General features: G+C 62.9%; 14 protein-coding genes. 4 read left to right on the top strand and 10 right to left on the bottom strand.

All coding sequences use genetic code 11. The features are described 5' to 3' along the window. Window positions 1-28: 28 nt before the first annotated feature. The 6 genes from MLD24_RS21630 to MLD24_RS21500 form a co-directional block, all read right to left on the bottom strand. Complete coding sequence (locus tag MLD24_RS21630) at window positions 29-889, bottom strand: GNAT family N-acetyltransferase (protein ID WP_344816003.1); 861 nt, start codon at window positions 887-889, stop codon at window positions 29-31. Between the two features lie 113 nt (window positions 890-1,002). Next, window positions 1,003-1,743: an ABC transporter permease gene (locus MLD24_RS01360; RefSeq protein WP_248163361.1), complete on the bottom strand. Its 741-nt coding sequence runs from the start codon at window positions 1,741-1,743 to the stop codon at window positions 1,003-1,005. Then, the gene (locus MLD24_RS01355) at window positions 1,743-2,690 is read right to left on the bottom strand and encodes an ABC transporter ATP-binding protein (RefSeq protein WP_248163296.1); all 948 of its coding nucleotides are present in this window, start codon (window positions 2,688-2,690) and stop codon (window positions 1,743-1,745) included. Before MLD24_RS01355 ends, MLD24_RS01360 begins: the two co-directional genes overlap by 1 nt. Before the next feature lie 4 nt (window positions 2,691-2,694). Then, window positions 2,695-3,879 carry an ABC transporter permease gene (locus tag MLD24_RS01350; protein WP_248163295.1) on the bottom strand — a complete coding sequence of 395 codons (1,185 nt, stop codon included), beginning with the start codon at window positions 3,877-3,879 and terminating at the stop codon, window positions 2,695-2,697. Window positions 3,880-3,894: 15 nt separating this feature from the next. Further along, complete coding sequence (gene osmF, locus MLD24_RS01345; RefSeq protein ID WP_248163360.1) at window positions 3,895-4,803, bottom strand: glycine betaine ABC transporter substrate-binding protein OsmF; 909 nt, start codon at window positions 4,801-4,803, stop codon at window positions 3,895-3,897. Window positions 4,804-5,090: 287 nt separating this feature from the next. Beyond that, on the bottom strand, window positions 5,091-5,222 hold the full coding sequence (locus MLD24_RS21500; RefSeq protein ID WP_282450370.1) for a hypothetical protein: 132 nt from the start codon (window positions 5,220-5,222) through the stop codon (window positions 5,091-5,093). A gap of 57 nt (window positions 5,223-5,279) precedes the next feature. Between MLD24_RS21500 and MLD24_RS01340 the strand changes: the two genes are divergently transcribed. The 4 genes from MLD24_RS01340 to MLD24_RS01325 all read left to right on the top strand — a co-directional run bounded on the left by MLD24_RS01340 (window position 5,280) and on the right by MLD24_RS01325 (window position 12,133). After that, window positions 5,280-7,202: a PrkA family serine protein kinase gene (locus MLD24_RS01340; RefSeq protein ID WP_248163294.1), complete on the top strand. Its 1,923-nt coding sequence runs from the start codon at window positions 5,280-5,282 to the stop codon at window positions 7,200-7,202. A gap of 99 nt (window positions 7,203-7,301) precedes the next feature. Then, on the top strand, window positions 7,302-8,588 hold the full coding sequence (locus tag MLD24_RS01335) for a YeaH/YhbH family protein (protein ID WP_248163359.1): 1,287 nt from the start codon (window positions 7,302-7,304) through the stop codon (window positions 8,586-8,588). Continuing rightward, window positions 8,585-10,144: a SpoVR family protein gene (locus MLD24_RS01330; protein ID WP_248163293.1), complete on the top strand. Its 1,560-nt coding sequence runs from the start codon at window positions 8,585-8,587 to the stop codon at window positions 10,142-10,144. Before MLD24_RS01335 ends, MLD24_RS01330 begins: the two co-directional genes overlap by 4 nt. A 9-nt stretch (window positions 10,145-10,153) precedes the next feature. Continuing rightward, on the top strand, window positions 10,154-12,133 hold the full coding sequence (locus MLD24_RS01325) for an alkaline phosphatase D family protein (protein ID WP_248163292.1): 1,980 nt from the start codon (window positions 10,154-10,156) through the stop codon (window positions 12,131-12,133). On the opposite strand, the gene MLD24_RS01320 is transcribed toward MLD24_RS01325, so the two are convergent. From MLD24_RS01320 to MLD24_RS01305, 4 genes are all read right to left on the bottom strand, one after another. Beyond that, a complete protein-coding gene (locus tag MLD24_RS01320; protein WP_248163291.1) occupies window positions 12,125-14,275 on the bottom strand; it encodes a TRAP transporter large permease subunit in 2,151 nt (716 codons plus the stop codon). The two genes, MLD24_RS01325 and MLD24_RS01320, sit on opposite strands and share 9 nt — an antisense overlap. A 2-nt stretch (window positions 14,276-14,277) precedes the next feature. Continuing rightward, window positions 14,278-15,399: a putative solute-binding protein gene (locus tag MLD24_RS01315; RefSeq protein ID WP_248163290.1), complete on the bottom strand. Its 1,122-nt coding sequence runs from the start codon at window positions 15,397-15,399 to the stop codon at window positions 14,278-14,280. Between the two features lie 150 nt (window positions 15,400-15,549). Further along, a complete protein-coding gene (locus MLD24_RS01310; protein WP_227174434.1) occupies window positions 15,550-16,452 on the bottom strand; it encodes a bile acid:sodium symporter family protein in 903 nt (300 codons plus the stop codon). A gap of 44 nt (window positions 16,453-16,496) precedes the next feature. Continuing rightward, window positions 16,497-17,189, bottom strand: a complete 693-nt coding sequence (locus tag MLD24_RS01305) for a Crp/Fnr family transcriptional regulator (protein WP_248163289.1) — start codon at window positions 17,187-17,189, stop codon at window positions 16,497-16,499. Window positions 17,190-17,345 lie beyond the last annotated feature (156 nt).

Below are 17,345 nucleotides of genomic sequence, written 5' to 3'. Positions count from 1 at the left end.
GGTCCGGAAAAACCAGCGTTGAACCCTCTCAGAAGGTCACCGCAAGCCGTAGCCGATCCCGGTGCTGCAGGCCGTTTTCGTGGATCGGCTCCGGGTAGTGGTTGAGGAAGTAATCCGGCTCCACCGCCACCACCCGGAAGCCGTGACGCTGGTAGAACCCCAGTTGGTGGCCGAAGCTGCCGGTGCCCAGTTCCAGCCGCCTGGCACCCCGGGCACGCACGTCGTCGATGACCTGTTGTAACAGCCTCGCGCCGATTCCAGCCTGCTGGCGGGCTTCCGCCACCGCCAGGTTCATGATCTCGAACGCCTCTGCCCCGGCCAGCTTCGCGACCACACAGACGGCCACGATCTCATCACCGGCTTCAGCCACATAGCAGATCGCTGTCGGCAGATAGCCGGCAATGGTGTCCCAGTCCGGGTCCGCCAGCAGCAACAGCGCCTGCGGCAGCTCGTCTGGCCCGGCACGCCGGATCGTCAGCGCGACCGTCTCACCCTGCTCCGGCGCCTGAGGCCAGGCTCGATGACGTGGCGCCGCCGTCGTCAGCCAAGTGCGATCGTGAGCCGTCCAGATGTGACCCTGCACCTGGCTGTCCGGCGTCTCGTCGAGGGTGGCAACCCGCAGGATCAGATGCGGCTTGCCCTCTCGCTCCGCCACCAGATGGGTGCCACAGTGCTGACAGAAATGCCGCTGCTTACCCGGTGAGGACACCACCGACGTCACCGAGGCTTCGCCCTGCAACCACCGAAACGCCTCCCGCAGCACACCCGCCGTAGGCACTTCCGTGGCGGCGTGGGTTTTCTGGCAGGTCTGGCAGTGGCAATGCATGATTGGCAGGTCCAGCCGATCGACCTGATAGCGGACCGCGCCACACAGGCAGCTTCCTTTCATAGCAAGCAGCGTCCTTTCATAGCAGGCAACTTCCTTTCATAAAGAGTTCCTTGGATCGTCTTTGAACAAATGCTGGGTTCGGAGCCGGCGCGGCCTCCCTTCCGGCAAGGCTGCTAACCGGAAAGGCCGGGCGTGCGCTTCAGCCACTGCTGTTCCAGGGCTTCGAACAGGCTGTCTACTGTCACCGCCAGCAGCCCGATCAGTACCGCCCCTTGCAACACATAGGCGGTATTGCCATTCACTAAGCCGGCAATCACCGGATCACCCAGAGTCTGCGCACCAATGGTAGAGCCAATGGCCGCGGTAGCAATGTTAATGGTCACCGAGGTGCGAATGCCCGCCAGGATGACCCGTCCAGCGAGGGGCAGCTCCACCCGCAGCAGCACCTGTGAGGAGGACATGCCCATGCCGGTGGCCGCCTCCCGAACCGCCGGGTCAATGCCCTGCAGGCCCGCCAGGGTATTGCGCAGGATCGGCAAAAGGCCATACAGCGCGAGGGCAACGAACGTGGGTCCGTCACCAAACCCCATCACCGGCACGGCCAGTGCCAGCACGGCGACCGGCGGCACGGTCTGGCCAATGGAGGCCAACTGACTGGCCATGGGCAGGAAATCCCGGCCCCAGGGACGGGTCACCGCGATACCGCCCCCAAGCGCCACCAACGTGGCGGCAGCGGCAGAGATGGCCACCAGTTGCAGATGGTTCAGCAACAGGGTGACAAAGCTATCGCGGGGGTAAATCACCGCCTGGCGACCGTCCACCAAGGGTTGCAGCCAGGGCTCCAGGGCAGGCAGGCCCAGACATCCGGCGACAAGCACCAGCAGCCACAAAGCCGGCGTCAGCCAGTGGCGCATCATGCGGTTTCCCGCCACAGCCGCTCCCGGGTCAGGACACCGAGTTCCAGGCCCTGGTCATCCACCACCGGCAGTTCGCTGAGCTGTTGCCACAGCATCACCGACAGGGCCTGGCGCAGCGAATCCTGCGCCCCCACGCTGACTTTCTCGGGCACCGCCTGACGCGGCTGGGGATGGCGCTGCATCACCTCGGCCACCGACTGCAGTGCCGCCAGTTTCAGTCCCCGATCCTGACTGCCCACCAGGCTTTCCACAAAAGCCGAAGCCGGCTGCCGCAGAATGGCATCGGGGGTATCGTGCTGCAGGATACGGCCCTGGTCCATCACCGCAATACGATCCGCCAGGCGCAGGGCTTCGTCGATATCGTGGGTCACAAACACCGTGGTCTTACGCAGCCGGCGCTGGATGCGCAGCATTTCGTTCTGCAGGTTTTCCCGGGTGATGGCGTCGAGGGCGCCAAACGGCTCATCCATCAGCAGGATGTTGGGGTCCGCCGCCAGTGCCCGTGCCACACCCACCCGCTGGGCCTGTCCGCCGGAGAGCTGGGCCGGGTACTTGTCGGCGTACTCCGCCGGTGACAGTCCCAGCATGTCCAGCAACTCGGTTACCCGGGCCTCGACCCGCGCTCGCTCCCAGCCCTGAAGTTGCGGCACCAGCGCAATGTTGCGGGCCACGGTCCAGTGGGGAAACAGGCCGGTGCCCTGAATGGCGTAGCCCATGTTCAGCCGCAGTTGCTGCAGGTCCACCTCACGTATGTCCTGGCCGTCCACCCGGATGTCGCCGGCACTGTGTGGCAACAGGCGGTTGATCATCCGCAGGGTGGTGGACTTGCCGCAGCCGGAGCTGCCCACCAGCACACAGGTCTCACCGGTTTCGACCGTCAGGCTGATCCGGTCCACCGCGGTCACCTCACCAAACCGGCGGGAGACATTCGTCAGTTCAATCATGTGTTCACTCGTATATCAGCGAGGGTTGGGCCGTCGCCCCATTGAGGCGGGCACTCAGCCGGGCCAGGGCGGTAAACAGGGTGTCGGCGGCCAGCGCCAGCGCCACGGTGGGCAACGCCCCCAGCAGCACCAGATCCATTGCGGCCTGGCCCAGTCCCTGAAAGATGAAGGTACCAAAACCACCGGCCCCCACCAGGGCGGCCACCGCGGTCAGGCCGGTCGCCTGGATGGTGGTCATCCGTACGCCTTCGATCACCACTGGCAACGCCAGCGGGAGTTGCACCCGCAGGAACACCTGACGGCGGTTCATGCCCATGCCTTCAGCCGCCTCCAGCAGATCCGCCGGTACCTCCGTCAGGGCAACAAACAGGTTCCGCACCATCGGCAGCAGACTGTAAGCCACCAGTGCGATCATCGCCGGCGCCCAGCCAATTCCCCGAATGCCCAGCTGCTGCAACAGCGGAAGGTTGGCGGAGAGGTAACTCAGGGGGGCAATCAGCAGGCCGAACAGCGCCAGGCTGGGAATGGTCTGGAGAAAACTGACCAGGGCGAACACCGGCCGCTGCCAGCGGACCCGGCGGATCATCACCAGCACCAGCGGCACCGCCAGCAGCAGGCTCACCATCACGGCACCAAGGGTCAGCGCCAGGTGATCCAGCAACGCCTGCTGAAACTGGTCCGGTCGGGTCTGGAATTCCATCACCAGGGACAGCCCTGCCAGGGCCTCTACCTCCAGTGCCCGCCACCAGCTCAGCAGGACCAGCACGCCCGCCGTCAGCCGCAACCAGGCGCTGGCGCCAACCTGTCGCAAGCCTTCCACCAGCATCAGCGCCAGCAAAAACAGCAGACTCCAGAACCCGGCCGCGAAGCCCCCGCGACCGTAGGGATAGCGCTCCCCCAACTGGTCTTCGAGGAAGCCGGAAAACAGCCAGGGCAAGGCCATCAGCAGCAGCACGACGCTCACCAGAATGGCCCAGTAGCGGCCAGGCAACGCCAGCACCGCCGCGACCAGCGTGACCGCCAGCAGTAACGTCACCAGGGCGAAGCCGCCCCACTCTAGGGCATCCAGCGCACCATAGGGCGTGCCTTCCACAATGCGGTTGGGCTGGATAGTGCCGAAATCGAGACTGCAGAACAGCAGCAGGGCAATGGCCCCCAAGACCAGGATCACCCGGTTGGGGGCCAGCATCGACGCAGCCAACCGTCAGTTCCCGGCCAGACTGTCCAGATAAGTGCGCACCACCTGCTCTGGCGGTGCGCCGTTGACAGCGACATCACCGTTCAGGCGCTGCAGCGTCTCCAGATCGAGGGACTGGAACACCGGCGCCAGTACCTCGGCAATCGCAGGGTACTGTTCCAGCACCTCTGCCCGAACGATCGGCGCCGGCTGATACACCGGCTGAACACCTTTGGTGTCGGTCAACACCTTGAGGCCGAGGGCGTTGAGACCGCCGTCGGTGCCGTAGGTCATGGCACCGTTGACGTCGTTGTTACTGAGCGCCGCCGCCCGCATGGTGGCGGCGGTATTGCCACCGGACAGCACCAGCAGCTGATCCGACGACAGGGTAAAACCGTAGGCGGCCTGGAATGCCGGCAGCGCGCTGGCGGACTCGACGAACTCCGCGCTGGCAGCAAACCGGAACTGGCCGCCATCGTTGAGGTAACGGGCCAGGTCGTCGAGGGTCTCCAGGTCGTGCTCAGCGGCCAGGTCACCCCGGACACTCATGGCCCAGGTGTTGTTGGCGTCCGCCGGCTGCAACCAGACGATGTTGTTGGCTTCGGCATCCAGCTCACGGGCGGTGGCGTAGGCCTGCTCGGCGTCGTTCCACACCGGGCTGTCGGCACGGTCATGGAAGAACGCCGCGTTGCCGGTGTACTCCGGGTAGATGTCGATCTCGCCCGCTTTGATGGCATTGCGCACGATGCTGGTGCCGCCGAGCTGGATACGATTTTCCACCGGAATGCCCGCCCGCTGCAAAGACTGCAGGATCATCTGGCCAAGGACCGAGCCTTCGGTATCAATCTTGGAGGAAACCACAACGGCGTCGGCCGCGTACGTCGTCAGTGAAAGGGACAGAAATGAAAGGGTCAGCAGGGTGCGACAGGTCGCCACCAGTTTTTTCGGGAACACGGCCAGGCCTCTTGGTCGTTGGTTCGAACAGTGAATGAAAAATGCGTAATTCAAATCAGTCTAAGTGACTGACGTACGATCGCAAGGGGCGGGCCGGATCAGGGCTTTCAATGGCGTGGAGAGACTGTCATCAATTCGCCAATTATCTGAAACAAAACCTGACTTCCAACTGTCCAAGGGTGAAAGACTGGACTAAGCTGAAATTACCAGCAGCGGGGAGCCGGGAACCCCTGAACCAGCCCGGGAACAGAGGCCCCAGAGCCCCGCCATCATTTCTGACGATCCATCAACCAACAATCACTGCCATTGGCGGCGCCAGCGACTGCCGCCATCAGGAAATGGGGAATTTTTGTGTGAATCACTAAAAACAGATCGGGTTCCTGAACGCTCACCTTACCCATGGGTACGGTTCTTGAATGACCAGGTTCAGGACCAGATCACTGCAGCGAGGGGTCACCATGAGCATTGTGCAGCATTTCAAGACACGGTATGACGCAACCCAGGAGGAAGAGTATTCCCTGGAGGAATACCTGGAGATCTGCAAACAGGACAAATCCGCCTACGCCACCGCCGCCGAACGCATGCTTCTGGCGATCGGCGAGCCGGAACTGGTGGATACCTCGCGGGACGCCCGTCTTTCCCGCATCTTTTCCAACAAGGTCATCAAACGTTACCCGGAATTCTGCGAGTTCTACGGCATGGAAGAGGCGGTGGAAAACATCGTGTCGTTCTTCCGCCATGCCGCCCAGGGTCTGGAAGAGAAGAAACAGATCCTCTACCTGCTCGGGCCGGTCGGCGGCGGTAAGAGTTCGCTGGCGGAGAAGCTCAAGCAGTTGATGCAGAAGGTGCCCTTCTACGCCATCAAGGATTCGCCGGTGAACGAAACCCCGCTGGGGTTGTTTGATCCCGGCGAGGACGGCCCGATCCTGGAAGAAGAGTTCGGCATCCCCCGCCGCTACCTCACCAACATCATGTCGCCCTGGGCGGTCAAACGCCTGCACGAGTTCGGCGGCGACATCAGCAAGTTCCGGGTGGTAAAACGCTACCCCTCCATCCTTGACCAGGTCGCCGTCTCCAAAACCGAGCCCGGCGACGACAACAACCAGGACATTTCTTCGCTGGTGGGCAAGGTCAACATCCGCATGCTGGAGGACTACTCCCAGGATGATCCCGACGCCTACAGCTTCAGCGGCGGCCTGTGCCGGGCCAACCAGGGGCTGATGGAGTTCGTGGAGATGTTCAAGGCTCCCATCAAGGTCCTGCATCCGCTGCTGACCGCGACCCAGGAAGGTAACTACAACACCACCGAGGGCATGGGGTCGGTGCCATTCGACGGCATTATCCTGGCCCACTCCAACGAATCCGAGTGGCAGACCTTCCGCAACAACAAGCACAACGAGGCGTTCCTCGACCGGGTCTACATCGTCAAGGTGCCTTACTGCGTCCGGGTCACCGAAGAGATTGAGATCTACCAGAAGCTGCTGAAGAACAGCTCCCTCGCCGGCGCACCCTGTGCTCCGGACACCCTCAACATGCTGGCCCAGTTCTCAGTACTGTCTCGGGTGAAGGAGCCGGAGAACTCCTCCGTCTTCTCCAAGATGCGGGTCTACGATGGCCAGAACATCAAGGACACCGATCCCAAGGCCAAGTCGATCCAGGAATACCGGGACTCTGCGGGGGTCAACGAAGGCATGGAGGGTCTGTCGACGCGCTTTGCCTTCAAGATCCTGTCCAAGGTGTTCAACTTCGACACCACCGAAGTGGCCGCCAACCCGGTGCATCTGCTGTACGTACTGGAAAAGCAGATCGAGCAGGAACAGTTCCAGACCGAAACCCAGGAGCGCTACCTGCGGTTTATCAAGGAATTCCTCGCGCCCCACTATGTGGAGTTCATCGGCAAGGAAATCCAGACCGCGTACCTCGAAAGCTACAGCGAGTATGGCCAGAACCTGTTCGACCGCTACGTCACCTACGCCGATTTCTGGATTCAGGACCAGGAATACCGTGATCCGGAAACCGGGGAGATCCTCGACCGCTCCTCCATCAACGACGAGCTGGAGAAAATCGAGAAGCCGGCCGGCATCAGCAATCCCAAGGATTTCCGTAATGAGGTCGTCAACTTCGTACTGCGGGCCCGGGCCAACAACCAGGGCCAGAACCCGTCCTGGCTCAGCTACGAGAAGCTGCGCAGCGTGATCGAGAAGAAAATGTTCTCCAACACCGAGGATCTGCTGCCGGTGATCTCCTTCAATCCCAAGGCCAGCCAGGAAGACCAGAACAAGCACAAGCAGTTCGTCGAACGGATGGTCGACCGGGGCTACACCGAGAAGCAGGTGCGACTGCTTGCCGAGTGGTACCTGCGGGTGCGCAAGTCCCAGTAAGGGCTGCGAGGGGCCGGGCATCACCGAACCTTGCGGTGGTGCTACCGCCCCTCTGCAAGTCCCCGGAGCATGGGTTACTGAAGAGGTGCAGTTATGGGTTTGACTCACATCGTCGACCGGCGGCTGAACGGCAAGAACAAGAGTGCGGTGAACCGGGAGCGGTTCCTGCGCCGCTACCGCCAGCACATCAAGAAAGCCGTGGCCGACGCGGTCCAGCGACGCTCGATCACCGACATCGAACGGGGGGAGAGCGTCAGCATTCCTTCCCGCGACATCCAGGAACCGACCTTTCACCATGGCAAGGGTGGCCGCCGCGAGATGGTACACCCGGGCAATCAGGAGTTCGTTGCCGGTGACACCCTGCCCAAGCCCCAGGGCGGCGGTGCCGGACAGGGCGGAGGCCAGGCCAGCCCCGACGGCGAGGGCATGGACGAGTTCGCCTTCCAGATCACCCAGGAAGAATTTCTCGACTTCCTGTTCGACGACCTGGAACTGCCCAACCTGGCCCGCAAGAAACTCAAGGATACCGAAACGTTCAAGTACGTTCGGGCCGGCTACTCCACCCAGGGGGTGCCCGCCCGGCTCGATGTGGTGCGTTCCCTGCGTGGCGCCCACGCCCGCCGGCTGAGCCTGGGCGGCGCCCGCCGCCGCAAGATCCGCGAGCTGGAAGCCCAGTTGACGGAGCTGAGAAGCGGTCCACCGGACCTGGATGCGGCGTTTCGTCACGAAGACCAGATCGAGGCCCTGGAGGCGGAGATCGCCCGCCTGAAGGCCAACGTCAAGCGCATCCCGTTCATCGACGAGATCGACCTGCGCTACCGCCAGCACCAGAAGCAGCCACAACCGGCCACCAGCGCAGTAATGTTCTGTCTGATGGACGTTTCCGGCTCCATGACCCAGATGCACAAGGACATCGCCAAGCGCTTCTTCATCCTGCTCTACCTGTTCCTGAAGAAGAACTACAAGAAGATCGATGTGGTGTTCATCCGCCACCACACCAGCGCCAAGGAGGTGGACGAAGAAGAGTTCTTCTACTCCCGCGAAACCGGCGGCACCATCGTTTCCAGCGCGCTGAAGCTGATGCAGAAAATCATCGACGCCCGCTATTCGCCCGCGGAATGGAACATCTACGCCGCCCAAGCTTCGGACGGCGATAACTGGAACGACGACTCCCCCATCTGCGGCAAGCTGCTGAAGGATGGCATTCTCCCGCTGGTGCAGTATTTCGCCTATGTCGAGATCACGCCCCAGGATCACCAGATGCTCTGGTACGAGTATGAAAAGATCATGGAGCAGGCCCCCAACAGCTTCGCCATGCAACAGATTGCCGACGCCAGTGAGATCTATCCGGTCTTTCGTCAGCTGTTCGAGAGGAAAGCCGCATGACCGACACCATCGACAAAGCGCCTGAGCGCCCGTCCGAAGAGGACGCGCGGAAACCCATTTCTACCGGCTCGGAGTGGAGCTTCGAGCAGATTGGCCGCTACGACGAGGAAATCGCCAAGTGCGCCGAGGAATTCGGCCTCGACACCTACCCCAACCAGATCGAGGTCATCAGCGCCGAACAGATGATGGACGCCTACAGCTCGGTGGGTATGCCGGTGGGCTACAACCACTGGTCGTTCGGCAAGCAGTTCCTCAACACCTCCAAAGGCTACCAGCGTGGGCAGATGGGGCTGGCCTACGAGATCGTGATCAACTCCAACCCCTGTATTGCCTACCTGATGGAGGAAAACACCCTGCCCATGCAGGCACTGGTGATCGCCCATGCCAGTTACGGCCACAACTCCTTCTTCAAGGGCAATTACCTGTTCCGGACCTGGACCGACGCCAGCGCCATCATCGATTACCTGGTGTTCGCCCGTCATTACGTCGCCGAGTGTGAGGAGCGCTATGGCGTTGATGCGGTGGAGGAGATCCTCGACTCCTGCCACGCGCTGATGAACTACGGCGTGGACCGATACAAACGCCCAGCCCCCATTTCCGCCTCCGAGGAGCAGCGGCGGCAGAAAGAGCGGGAAGAGTACCTGCAACGGCAGATCAACGATCTCTGGCGCACCATTCCCCGCCCTGGTGAGGACGACGGCGACAGCGAACGCCGCAAGCAGCGTTACCCGGAAGAACCCCAGGAGAACCTACTGTACTTTATCGAGAAGAACGCACCGCTGCTGGAGACCTGGCAACGAGAGATCATTCGGATCGTGCGCAAGATCGCCCAGTACTTCTACCCCCAGCGCCAGACCCAGGTGATGAACGAAGGCTGGGCGTCGTTCTGGCACTACACCCTGCTGCACCGGCTGTATGAGAAAGGGCTGGTAACCGACGGCTTCATGATGGAGTTCCTCCAGAGCCACACCGCGGTGATCTACCAGCCGCCCTTCAACAGTCCCTGGTACAGCGGCATCAACCCCTACACCCTGGGCTTCTCGATCTACACCGACCTGCGTCGCATCTGCGAGAATCCCACCGACGAGGACCGGGAGTGGTTTCCTGACATCGCCGGCAGTAACTGGGTGGAAACGCTGCACTTCGCCATGAAGAACTTCAAGGATGAGAGCTTCATCCTGCAGTTCCTGTCCCCCAAGGTAATGCGCGACCTGAAACTGTTCTCGATCGAGGATGACGACCGCGAGGAGGTCTACCGGGTCACCGCCATCCACGATGAAATGGGCTACCGCAAACTGCGGGAGAAACTGGCACGCCAGTACAATCTGAGTTATCGCGAGCCCAACATTCAGGTCTGGAACGTCGACCTGCGGGGCGACCGTTCGCTGACCCTGCGGCATGTGCCGGTGGATCGGGTGCCGCTGGGGGATGACACTGCCGAAGTGCTGCGGCACACTCACCGGCTATGGGGATTCGACGTCCATCTGGAGAGCGTCGATGACAGTACGGTGGTTCAGGAGTTTCACTGTCCGCCGAAGAAACTCGACGACGAATAGACCGGCACCATGACCACAGCGGGCGCCTCCCGTTCTGACGCCATTCCACAGGTTCTCGCCGGCCCCATCCTGCGCCGGGTCAGCGAGCAGCGCCTGGCGCTCTGGGTTGCCGCCCGTGAGCCGGTACGGTGGCGCCTGAAACTGACCGTGGACGGCGATGACCAGCCACTGCTGGATCGCCCGCTGACAGACGCCGAGCACACCAAGCTGCGTTTCGGTGGCCAGTTGCGGGTGTACCTTCTCGATGTAGAACTGACGACCCCACTGCCCCGGGATCAGCTGATCCACTACAACCTCGGCCTTCAGGGCGATGGTGAAAACAGCCACCACTGGCACTGGATCGCCGAATGGGCGCCGCACCTGTGCCTGCCGGGGCACGACAGCCCCAACTTCATTCTGAAGCAGCGTCTCGACCGGGTGTTTCACGGGTCGTGCCGACGGCCACACCATCCCGCCGGTGATGGCCTGGCCCGGGTTGACCTGGAACTGCAGAACAGCACTCCGGAACAACGTCCGGCGCTGCTGATGCTGACGGGCGATCAGATCTATGCCGACGACGTGGCCGGCCCCATGCTCCATGCCTGCCACGAAGTCATCCGCCGTCTCGAACTGCCCGTTGAACCGCTGCCGGCAGAGGAGCCCGCCGACAGCGAGGCGCTGCGTCTGCATCCCTACGGCTTCTACCACCGGGACGACCTACTGCCCCACAGCGAGTTCAACGAGGCGGTCACCGAACGTTTTTTCGGCGGCGTCCGCAAACCCGTCTTCACCAGCGCCAGTGCCGGCAACCATCTGATCACCCTGGCCGAGGTGATGGCCATGTACCTGCTGGTCTGGTCCCCCAGGCCCTGGGAGCTGGTGGACGACCACATACCGGTCTCGCTGCCCCGGGAACGGGACCGCTACCTGGAAGAGCGCCAGACCCTGCAGGCCTTTCGCCAGACCCTGCCCCAGGCCGCCAGGGCACTGGCTCACCTGCCCAGTTACATGATCTTCGACGACCACGACATCACCGACGACTGGAACCTGTCGGCACTGTGGGAATCGACGGCGTACGAGCATCCTTTTTCCCGCCGCATCATCGGCAACGCACTGGTCGGCTACCTGGTCAACCAGGCCTGGGGCAATACGCCGGAGCGTTTCGGTGAGCATCTCAAGACCCTCAACCGACTGCTGGCCAACACCCGCGACGGCCGCCTGGACGCCGCCACGCTCGACCAACTGATCGACGCCCTGCTGGCCAGCCAGCAGTGGCACTACACTCTGGACACCACCCCGCCGCTGGTGGTGCTGGACACCCGCACCCGCCGCTGGCGCAGCGAGGTGTCACGGGCCCGGCCTTCGGGACTGATGGACTGGGAGGCGCTGACCGAGTTCCAGCATGAGCTGATTGGCCGCGACTCGGTGATCGTGGTGTCTCCTGCGCCGGTGTTCGGGGTCAAACTGATCGAAGTGATTCAGGCGGTGTTCACCTGGTTTGGCCAGCCGCTGATGGTGGATGCGGAAAACTGGATGGCCCATCGCGGCGCGGCCAGTGTGCTGCTGAACATTTTCCGGCACTCCCGCACCCCCGCCAACTTCGTGCTGCTGTCCGGCGATGTACACTATTCCTTCGTCTACGACGTGCGGCTGCGCCACCGGCCGGATGCGCCGAGAATCTGGCAGATCACCAGCAGCGGGTTGAAGAACCAGTTTCCCGGTGCCCTGCTGGACTGGCTGGACCGCATCAACCGCTGGCTGTTTGCCAGCTGGTCGCCGCTGAACTGGTTCACCAAGCGCCGACGCATGCGCATACGACCGCGCTCCCCCCGGGGCCGCAGTCGGGGCGAACGGCTATGGAATGGCGCGGGCATCGGCGAGGTGTGCCTGGACGCCAGCGGCCAGCCCCGGCGCATACGCCAGCTCGGCGCCGACGGCCGCGACACCGAATTTGACGCACCAACAACCGACGCCAGGCAGCTCGGCCGCACCAGCCGCGAGTCAACCTAGCGCCAGCACCAGATCACCGAATGCAGGCCAGGCAGCCGGGCCGAAGGTTACCAGCAACAGTGTCGTCCCCATCACCAGCACCGGCAGGATGTAGCGGAAATTGCGCTGCCAGAAGCTGCCATGGAGACTTTCCCAGGAGGTTGGCATGCCCACCACCTGGCGGGTCAGCAGGTGGTTGAGGGCCACGGGCGGGGTCAGGTACCCCATCTCAAACGCCAGCACCGTCATCACCCAGAAATGCAGTGGATGAATGCCGTTGTCCAGGGCAATCGGCGCCAACGTGGCATTGACCAGCAGCACCGCGCCGTAGGGGTCCATGATCATGCCGATCAGCACCAGCATGGCCATCAGCAGCGCCAGGGTCAGCCACACCGCCCCCAGGGTTTCAGGGAACAGCGCCAGCAACCCGGAGCGCTCCACCAAACCACCGACACTGACCGACAGCGCCATCAGCATCAGCAGCGCACCAATCAACGCGGTGGAATCGTCGGTGGCCCGCAGCACCGCCTGACGAAAACCGACGGGCGGGGTCGGCGGCGTCTCGGTTGGCGGCACGGTGTCCGGGGCAGCGTCTGCTGACTCCGGGTCGGGCGCCTTCAGCCACCATCGTTCCATCGCCACAATCAACAACATGACCAGCGGCAGGATCGCCGGCGCGGAGAACTCGTCCAGTCCCCGCCCCAACAGCCATTCCCAGGCCAGCACCACCGCCGCGAACGCTGCCACATAAGGCAGCAACGGCACCAGCGCCCGCAACGTCCCGGGAATCGCCTGGGACAACGGCGCGATGCGCAGCGACGATCGACCACCCAGGAACAGCACATACAGGGCGTACATCAGGGTGGTCAGCAACAGCACCCGGGCACCGGCGGAAAACAGTTCGTCGGTGGTGACGGTGTTGTTGAGGGTGGCCACGATCACCACCAGCAGACAGGGCCGCAGCATGGTACCCATGGAGCCGGAGATGGCGGTGGTGGCCAGCGCCAGCTGTTCCGATGTGCCGGCACGACGCAGTTCCCGGTACAGCGTCATCCCCGCCGCCAGGATAAAGATACCGGAAGCTCCGCTGTAGGCCGTAGGCAGCGCCGTCAGCAGCAGCACCACGACACCCAGCCACTTGGGCGGCAACTGCCAGGGCCGGACCAGGTCGAACACCTTGCGGGGCAGATGGGTACGGGCCAGCAGCATCCCCACCCAGACATACAGCCCCAGGCTGAGAAACAGCGCCGACAGCTCCGCCATCATGTTCAGGTACACCGCGATACCATGGTAGAAGCCATGGCCGGCAAACTGCAGCGCCGCGCTCAAGCACATGATGCTGTAAAGCGGTACGCTGAGTAGCGCCCGCCCCCAGCCACCATGGGCCGGCAGGTCGGTGCGGGGCCGCCCCAGCTGCCACAGTGAGATCAGGGTCAGTACGCCAAACCCGACCACCCAGACATCGTGCATGAACAGGTGGGCGATCGGCATCCCGGCCGCGGCCTGGGCCAGTTCCTGATTGCGGTAGAGCCAGGCCGATCCCAACAGCAGCGAGTTGGCCACCAACTGGGCAACCGTCGCGACCCGGTCATCGCGCTGGCTCTCCACCGGCCTCAGGGCGATGTGCTGGCGCCGCAGGGTGGCGGCTGCGGCACAGAACAGCAGCATCAGCCCCAGCAACACCCGCCGGTTGCCGGTCACCAGCACCACCGCCTGGGACAATCCCGCTTCCAGGGTGGCAAACACCCGTACCGCGGGAGTATCCAGCGACTGCAGCCGGTGCCAGCTGGCCCAGTCCCGCTGGCAGGCCTCTGCCTGGGTTGCCAGGGATTCACGGATGGCGCCGCGGTCCACCTGGCCACCGAACACATCGGCAAACGGGTCGTCTGCCAACTCCTGGCGGCGGGCTGCGACCGCCCGTTCCACCGCCTGCTCCAGGTTTCGCTCCGGGTTGCAGGCCGGCTCTCCGACCTGATCAATGACCCGCAGGTTGAAATAGTCCGGCCAGGTGGCGCCACCAATCTCCAGCAGACGGGAATGCAGCGTCTCGCCGACGGACGCCAGCAGCGTCAGCACCAGAATCACCAGCATCGGTAATCCGGACAGCCAGCGGGAACCCCCCAGCACACCCGGACGGGCCAGGCTTTGCTCCAGTGAGGCCATGGTTACTCCACCGGATTGCTGCACTCTTGGCGACTGGCATCAGCCCGGCAACGGATCTTGCGTTGCAGGGTCAGCATGTCGCCGCTGTAGTAGCCCTCGTCCCGCAGTTGCAGCCGGGCCTCCTGCATCATGCGTTCGTACTCCACCCGATCCGGCTCCGGAATGGAGATCCACCACCGCTCGGGTACCTTTTTCTCCTCTTCCGCCACCCGGGCAATGATCTGGTCAAAACCGTCGTAGAAGGCTTCGCGCACGAACTGGGCCAGTTCGTTGGGAATGATGTCCCGCCGACCGATCAGCTGCATGGTGATGTGGGTGAGCGGCAGATCGATGATGCCGCCGTCCGGCTCCATGCCCTTGTGCAGTTCCAGCACCTCATAGCCCGCCAGCGGTGCCGCCAGTACGTCCACCACACCGGTGTTGAACATATTGGGGGCATTGACGATGTCCGCCACCACCGGGGTGGCGCCAACGCCGGCGATCATCCGCGCCTGGGTCGGGTCGTAGTCCAGCACCACCACCCGTTTGCCGGAGGCTTTGGCCAGGGTGTTGATGGCGCGGTCGTTGACAAACACATGGGCGGCACCGCCCGGGGCAACCCCCATCACCACGTAGTTGCCGCTGACCATCCGCTCGGCGCTGCGGGGATCGGCCATCAGCTGCAGGGCCAGGCGGAGCTGTGAACGTTCCGGGAAACCACCAATGGAATCCAGGGTTCCGGTGTAACGGTTGAACAGCCGGGCCCGCAGGCCACTCATCAGGGCAGCGTCGCAGGTGCCGGACTTGAGCTCCTCCACCATCACCGATTCGCTGGTGTACGGCACCATATCGACGTTGATGCCGTACTGGATGATCTTGCTGCGCTGGTCCTGCGCGGCCGCAAATATCGGGCCGGAGCGACCAAAAATGTCCCAGATGCAGACCCGGTAAACCCGCTCCGGGTCCGGCTCCAGACCGGTCAGGGCCTGCATGGCTTCAACCCGCTCGGACAGCGGCAGGGATTGATCGTAAACCTGCTGCCGCAGTTGGGCATCGTTGGCCAGGGCAGGCAGGGTAAACAGCAGGCCGATGGCGAGCAGGCACCAGCGGCCCATACCTTGGGCAAGGGAGAATCGAACAGGCATGGTCGTCGTTCCCGGGATTTGTTGTTATACCTGAGAGCGCCCCTCGCGGGGCGCCGATGGACATCTCAGGTTACCAAGGCAATCCCGGGCTTCAGCCTGTCATTCAGGGCCAGCAGAAATGACCCACCTCTCACTGTGGCACTTGGGACACTAGCCGGCGCCTTCCGCCTTCAATGGCTGCGACGATGTTGGCGAGGGAATGTAGCGTCGGCCGAAGCCCACCAGCACGAAGCCCACCAGGAACATCATCACGCTGTAAACCACCGCTGGAATCGACATCTCGCTGGATTCCAGCAGCGTCAGGGTCACCATCAACGCAATGGTGCCATTCTTGATGCCCAGCTCCACCGATACCGCCAGCGCCTCGCGTTGGGACAGCCCCACCAGGCGTGAGACCGCCAGCCCCAGGCCAACCCCCAGCGCATTGAGCATAAAGGCAGCCGGTCCGGCCTGGGCCAGCAAGTCCAGCAGGCGGTCGCGGGCATCCCACAGCAACGACACCACCAGAAACAGCAGCACCACGCCGCCGAAAATACTCACAATGCCCTCCACCCGCTGGGCCAGTGCGGGTGCCCGGGTGCGTACCACCATGCCAATGGTGACCGGCAGCAGCACGATGGCCACCAGCATGATAATGGTCTTGCCCACTGGCAACGCGATCTCGGCACCTTCGCCGTAATAGAGCTGCAGGGCGTAGTTGGTGAAATAGGGCAAGGACAGAATGGTGATCAGGCTGGCCGACACCGTCAGCAGGATAGACAGGGCGATGTGGCCGCGGGCCAATAGCACAAACAGGTTGGAGGTGGTCCCTCCCGGGCAGGCGGCGATGATGACCAGACCCACCGCCAGGGCTGGCCCCAGACCCAGCAGCTTGGCGATCATGAAAGCGATCAGCGGCATCATCACAATCTGCGCCAGGGTGCCGACAATCATGCCCTTCGGATTAAGAGTCACCTGCCGGAAATCCCGCAGGGTGAGGGTCATGCCAATCCCGATCATGATGATGAACAGGGAAATCGGCAATCCGATCGATATCAATGGGCTTGACTCCACGCTAAGCCTCCTTCTGTTGTTATTGTTGGTGGCGCCGGGGTTACTCAGTCCAGGGTTCGCAGGTAGCCCTGCAGGTCCCGCGGACAGGTCACCGTTACCCGACCATAATCCAGCCTCAGCAGCCCACGCTGCTCAAAGCCTTTGATTACCTTGTGTACTCCCTGACGGGTCATCCCCATCATATTGGCAATGTGCTCGCGGGTCAGCCGAAACGTCACCGGCTGGGTGCCCGCCTCGCCTTCGCCCTGGATCTGGGCCAGGAACAGCAGCCGTCGACCTATGCGGGCATCCACACTGCGCAGGGCATCGTCCTCAATGATCGACATGGCTGCCCACAGCCGCCGACTCACCAGATCCAGCGCCACCGGATACGCCTGGGGATAGGCTTCCAGCAGCTGCCGAAAACCTTCTCCGGGCAACTCCACCAGTGTGGTGGCCTCATGGGCGGTAGCCCCATACACCCGGGGCATATCCGGCGAAAACACGGTATCGCCAAACCAGGCACCGGCATCAAAGATGATCAGCGTCGCCTCGCGCCCGGCGGCATTCACCGAACTGATGCGAACCGTCCCCTCGGCAATGACACACAGAGTCGACTGCATCGACCCTTTGGCGTAGATCGGCTCATCCATTCTGAAGCGGCGCAATCTGGACATCGCCGCGGCCTCTTCCAGCGCTGGTGGCGGCAACCCAGCCAACAACGGGCAGGTGCGCAGGATCGCAGTCAAGTCAGTCATCACAGCAGTCTAGGCCAATTGGATTTCATTGAATGTAAACCAGTTGACAGTGTTTTACCTGCCAATATGGCCATCTCTTCTGCCAAGACCATATCGGCGGCCATCGGCAGACTGTAAACAGGTTGACAGTTTTACCGCGGAACACCGGCCTACACT

The sequence above is a fragment of the Marinobacter xestospongiae genome (assembly GCF_023156385.1).
Classification (GTDB): Bacteria; Pseudomonadota; Gammaproteobacteria; order Pseudomonadales; family Oleiphilaceae; genus Marinobacter; species Marinobacter xestospongiae.
This window is presented reverse-complemented; position numbering and strand designations above follow the sequence as displayed.